Source organism: Nonomuraea sp. NPDC001684, from assembly GCF_053596515.1.
The window spans coordinates 1-4341 of record NZ_JBSFGJ010000624.1 but is presented as its reverse complement, the minus strand read 5'-3'; the positions used below and the strand labels follow the sequence as shown (position 1 = coordinate 4341).

Annotated in this window: 5 protein-coding genes; 3 read left to right on the top strand and 2 right to left on the bottom strand. The window is 73.3% G+C overall.

The window, feature by feature from the left end:
* The 3 genes from ACWCSD_RS48770 to ACWCSD_RS48760 form a co-directional block, all read left to right on the top strand.
* Positions 1 to 863: non-ribosomal peptide synthetase (locus ACWCSD_RS48770; protein ID WP_449926024.1), on the top strand; the 863-nt coding region annotated here is incomplete at its 5' end.
* Positions 860 to 1594, top strand: a complete 735-nt coding sequence (locus ACWCSD_RS48765; protein ID WP_358297783.1) for a thioesterase II family protein — start codon at positions 860 to 862, stop codon at positions 1592 to 1594. The genes ACWCSD_RS48770 and ACWCSD_RS48765, both read left to right, overlap by 4 nt.
* Entirely contained in the window at positions 1573 to 2592 is a 1020-nt protein-coding gene (locus ACWCSD_RS48760) for an LLM class F420-dependent oxidoreductase (protein WP_358297780.1), read from the top strand. Before ACWCSD_RS48765 ends, ACWCSD_RS48760 begins: the two co-directional genes overlap by 22 nt.
* On the opposite strand, the gene ACWCSD_RS48755 is transcribed toward ACWCSD_RS48760, so the two are convergent.
* Together ACWCSD_RS48755 and ACWCSD_RS48750 are read right to left on the bottom strand one after the other, a co-directional pair.
* Positions 2561 to 3829 (bottom strand): MFS transporter, encoded by a 1269-nt coding sequence (locus ACWCSD_RS48755; protein WP_449926019.1) that lies wholly within the window; start codon positions 3827 to 3829, stop codon positions 2561 to 2563. The two genes, ACWCSD_RS48760 and ACWCSD_RS48755, sit on opposite strands and share 32 nt — an antisense overlap.
* Positions 3810 to 4341, bottom strand: a 532-nt coding sequence (locus tag ACWCSD_RS48750) for a hypothetical protein (protein WP_449926017.1), incomplete at its 5' end; no start/stop codon positions are given. The genes ACWCSD_RS48750 and ACWCSD_RS48755, both read right to left, overlap by 20 nt.

Below are 4341 nucleotides of genomic sequence, written 5' to 3'. Positions count from 1 at the left end.
GCGTCTACGGGCCGACCGAGACGACCATCTGGTCCACCGCCGCCGAGCTGCGCGACCCGCCGCTCGACCCGGTCCCCGCCGGGGAGCCGCTGGCCAACACCCAGATCTTCGTCACCGACGCCGCGGGCCGCGAGCTGCCGCCGGGCGTGCCGGGCGAGCTGTGCGTCGCCGGCGCGGGGGTGAGCGCGGGCTACCTCGACCGGCCCGAGCTGACGGCGCAGCGCTTCGGCCATCACGACCGGTACGGCCGGTTCTACCGGACCGGCGACCGGGCGCGCATCCGCCACGACGGCGCGCTGGAGCTGCTCGGCCGCGACGACCGGCAGATCAAGCTGCGCGGCCACCGCATCGAGCTCGGCGAGGTCGAGGCCGCGCTGCACGAGCACGCGGCGGTGCGCACGGCCGCGGTGATCCTCGACGGCGACCCGCAGACCGACGGACGGCTCGCCGCCTTCCTGGAGGTCACCGGCGAGACCACCGAGGAAGAGCTGTGGCGCTTCGCCAGGACGCGGCTGCCCGACTACGCCGTCCCCACCCGGTACATCGTCGTCGGCAGGCTGCCCACCACGGCCAACGGCAAGATCGCCTACCGCGACCTGAAGGTGCCCGACGAGGGCCGCGCCCCGGTGCGGGAGGCGGGCGACGGGCTGGTCCGGCAGGTGGTGGCGTTGTGGAGCGAGGCGCTGAACCGGCCCGGGCTCGGGCCGCACGACAACTTCTTCCTCAACGGGGGCCACTCCGTGCTGGCCGTCCGGCTGATCGGCCCGCTGGAGGAGCTGGCGGGCCGCGCCGTCTCGGTGCGGGCCGTGTTCGACCATCCGACGCCGGCCGAACTGGCCCTGCACCTGGGGGAAGCCCGATGACGCCGTGGTACGTCCAGGTCAAGGAGGGGGAGCGGGCGCTGGTCGCCTTCCCGCACGCGGGCGGCGGTCCGGCCTCGCTCGGCGAGCTCGCCGGGCACTTCCCGCCCGAGGTGGGCCTGTGGTCGGTCAACCTGCCGGGACGCCAGGCCAGGCTCGCCGAAGAACCGCGGACCGACCTCGACGGGCTGGTCGACGACCTGGCGCGCGACCTGGCCGGGTGGCGTGAGCCGTACACGCTGTTCGGCTACTGCAGCGGGGCGTTGCTGGCCTTCCTCGTCTGCCGGCGCGTGGTCGAGCTGGGCGGGCGGCCGGAACGGCTGGTCGTGGGCTCGTTCGCCGCGCCGGACGTGACCCTGCTGCTGCGCCGCCTGCCGTCGTTGCCGTCGTGGCTGTTCTGGGAGCAGCTGATCGAGCTCGGCGGCGTCCCGCCGGAGCTGGCCGACCGGGAGGCGCTCTGGCCGGTGCTGGAGCCGGCGCTGCGCGCCGACTTCGGGCTGCTGGCCGGCTACCACCACCGGCCGGGGCCGCCGCTGCCGGTGCCGATCTCCGTCCTGTACGGAGCCAGGGACGCCTCGCTGACCCGGGGCGGCCTCCTGGGCTGGCGGCGGCAGAGCGTGCACCGGCCCGCGTTGAAGGAGCTCGACTCCACCCACTGGCTGGCCGAGGAGACCCCCGACGCCCTGGCCGCCGCGATCGTTGAGGAGATGGGATGCGCCTCGGTTACAGCATGAGCTACTGGGGCGGCGCGGGCCTCGGCCCCGCCGACCACCTGGCGCTGGTCCGCGAGGCGGAGGCCCTGGGCTACTCGTCCGTGTGGGCGGCCGAGACCTACGGGACCGACCCGGCGACCCTGCTGGCCTGGATCGCCGGGCAGACCGAGCGCATCGCGCTCGGCACCGGCGTGCTGCAGATGTCGGGACGCAAGCCCGTGGTCGCCGCGATGACGGCGGCCACCCTCGACCAGGTCTCCGGCGGCCGCGCCCGGCTGGGCGTGGGCCCGTCCGGCCCGCAGGTGGTCGAGGGCTGGCACGGCGAGCGCTTCGACCGGCCGCTGGCCCGCGCCCGCGACTACCTCCAGGTGGTGCGCAAGGCGCTGGACGGCGAGCCGGTGCGGCACGAGGGACCCACGATGACGCTGCCCCTGCCCGGCAGCGAGGGCAAGGAGCTGACGCTGGCCGTCGCGCCGGTGCAGGAGCGGCTGCCGGTCTACCTGGCCGCGATGGGCCCGAAGACGGTCGCGCTGGCCGGCGAGCTCGCCGACGGCTGGCTGGCCATCCACTTCCCGCCCGACCACCTGGCCCGCATGGCCAAGCACCTGAACGGCGCCGACCTGGACGTCGCGCCCATGGTGCTCACGCTCGTCGAGGAGGACCAGGAGCTGGCCTACGACATGATGCGGCCCATGCTCGCCCTCTACCTCGGCGGCATGGGCTCGCGCCGGACCAACTTCTACAACCGCCTGGCCGCCACGCTCGGCTTCGAGCAGGAGGCCGCCCGCATGCAGGAGGCCTTCCTGGACGGACGGCAGGGCGAGGCCATGGCGATGCTGCCCGACGCGCTCGTGGACGCGATGACCATGTGCGGCCCCGCGGGCAAGGTGCGCGAGCGGATGGCGGCCTACCAGGAGGCGGGCGCGACCACGCTGATCGTCGGCCTGGTCACGCCCACCCGGCGGCTGCGCAGCCGTCAGCTGCGGCTCATTGCGAGTCTGGCTCCGGCATCCCGATGAGCTTGGCCAGCGGCGACCAGGCCATCGCCGCGATCGGCACCAGAGCGCCGACGGCGATGACCACCCACAGCGTCGTACGCGTCCCCACGGCGCCGGCCAGCAGGCCGGCGCCGAGCGCGCCCAGCGGGGCGGGGATCAGGCCCAGCGAGTAGATCGAGGCCACCACCCGGCCCTGGAGGTGCGGCGGGGTGACCGTCTGCACCAGGCTGGTGTTGGTGACGAAGAAGATCTGCGAGCTGACGCCGCTGACCAGCTGCGCGACGACGAGCATCGCCACCGAGACCCAGACCGGCCCGACGGCCAGCGGGATGAGGAAGAGCGCCAGGTTGCCGTACACCATCGACCACACCAGCACCTTGCCGATCGCGTAACGCCGCATCACCTTGACGGCGACCAGCGCCCCGATGATCGCGCCCACGCCGCCGCCGGCCAGGATGCTGCCGAACCAGCCCGCGGGCACGCCCAGGTCGCGGATCACGTACAGGGCGTAGATGGAGTTCATCGAGCCCAGGATGAACAGCGAGTACACGGCCGAGGAGACGGCCAGCGGCCGGATCAGCCGGTGCCGCATCACCCAGCCCATGCCCTGCCAGATCGCCTTGTGCACCTGCGCGGGGGTGGTGTCGTCCGGCTCCGGACGGGCCTCCGGCCGCTTGATCAGGGACACCGCGATCGCGGAGGCCAGGTACGACACCGCGTCGATGATCAGCAGCGCGGGCGCGGCGAGCACCTTCAGCAGCGCCGCTGCCAGGCCGGGCCCGAACGTCTGGGCGGCCGACTCGGTCAGCTGCAGCTTGGAGTTGCCCTCCATGAAGTTCTCCCGCGGCACCAGGAACGGGAAGTAACTCCGGTAGGCCGTCTGGAAGAGCGTGCTGAGCAGGCCGAGCGCGAAGATGACGCCGTAGAGCCAGGTCAGCGTGAGCAGGTCGGCGAACCACGCGACCGGGATCAGCATCAGCAGCACGAAACGCGCCACGTCCGTCCAGATCAGGATGGGCCGCTTGCGCACCCGGTCGGCCAGCACGCCGAACAGCAGGAAGAACACCATCGGCAGCCGCAGCAGGAAGCCGACGACGCCCATCTCCGCCTCGGAGGCGTTCAGGACGGTGACCGCGATGACGGGGAACGCGAAGAGACTGATCGCTGAGCCGAACTGCGACAGGCTCTGGCCCGCCCACAGCCGCAGGAAGTCGGGGTGCTTCCAGAGGCTCGTCTGCTCACTGGTCGGGGATGCCATGATCCATCCACCTTCTGATCTCGGTGGCCGCTCCGGCGACCAGGGGTTCGTACAGGATGGGGACGCGTTCCTCGGGGATCGCGACGTGGGCGAGCCGCCCCTTGGCGACGGAGGGCCAGTTGCCGTCCTCGCGCCTGGGCGCGAAGAGCGCGACGTCGCCGTCGTAGGGCTCGTGCCGGTAGCCGCCGACCGCGTGCGCGTTGGCCCGGAACACGGCCAGGTAGCGGCGCGCCTGCTCGACCTCGGCGGTGTCCGGCGCCAGCCGGTCGGCGGCGGAGGCGGCGCCCATGACGGTCAGGAGTTGCTCCTCCGGCGGACGGGCGGCGAGTTCGGCCGGGTCCAGCCCGAGGGTCTCCTCGGGGCCGCCGGCCAGCGCGTGGAACAGCAGGACCGTGTCGTCCTCCAGCGACGCCTCGGCCACGGGCTCCTCGGCGTTGGCGTAGAGGAGCACGACGAGCGGCACCTGCTCGCCGCGCTCGCGCAGCCGCCTGGCCACCTCCAGGGCGATGTTC

What these genes read in the sequence shown, in the direction of transcription:
- ACWCSD_RS48765 (WP_358297783.1), top strand. Translation starts at nt 860, where the DNA reads ATGACGCCGTGGTACGTCCAGGTCAAGGAGGGGGAGCGGGCGCTGGTC.
- ACWCSD_RS48760 (WP_358297780.1), top strand. Translation starts at nt 1,573, where the DNA reads ATGCGCCTCGGTTACAGCATGAGCTACTGGGGCGGCGCGGGCCTCGGC.
- ACWCSD_RS48755 (WP_449926019.1), bottom strand. Translation starts at nt 3,829, where the DNA reads ATGGCATCCCCGACCAGTGAGCAGACGAGCCTCTGGAAGCACCCCGAC.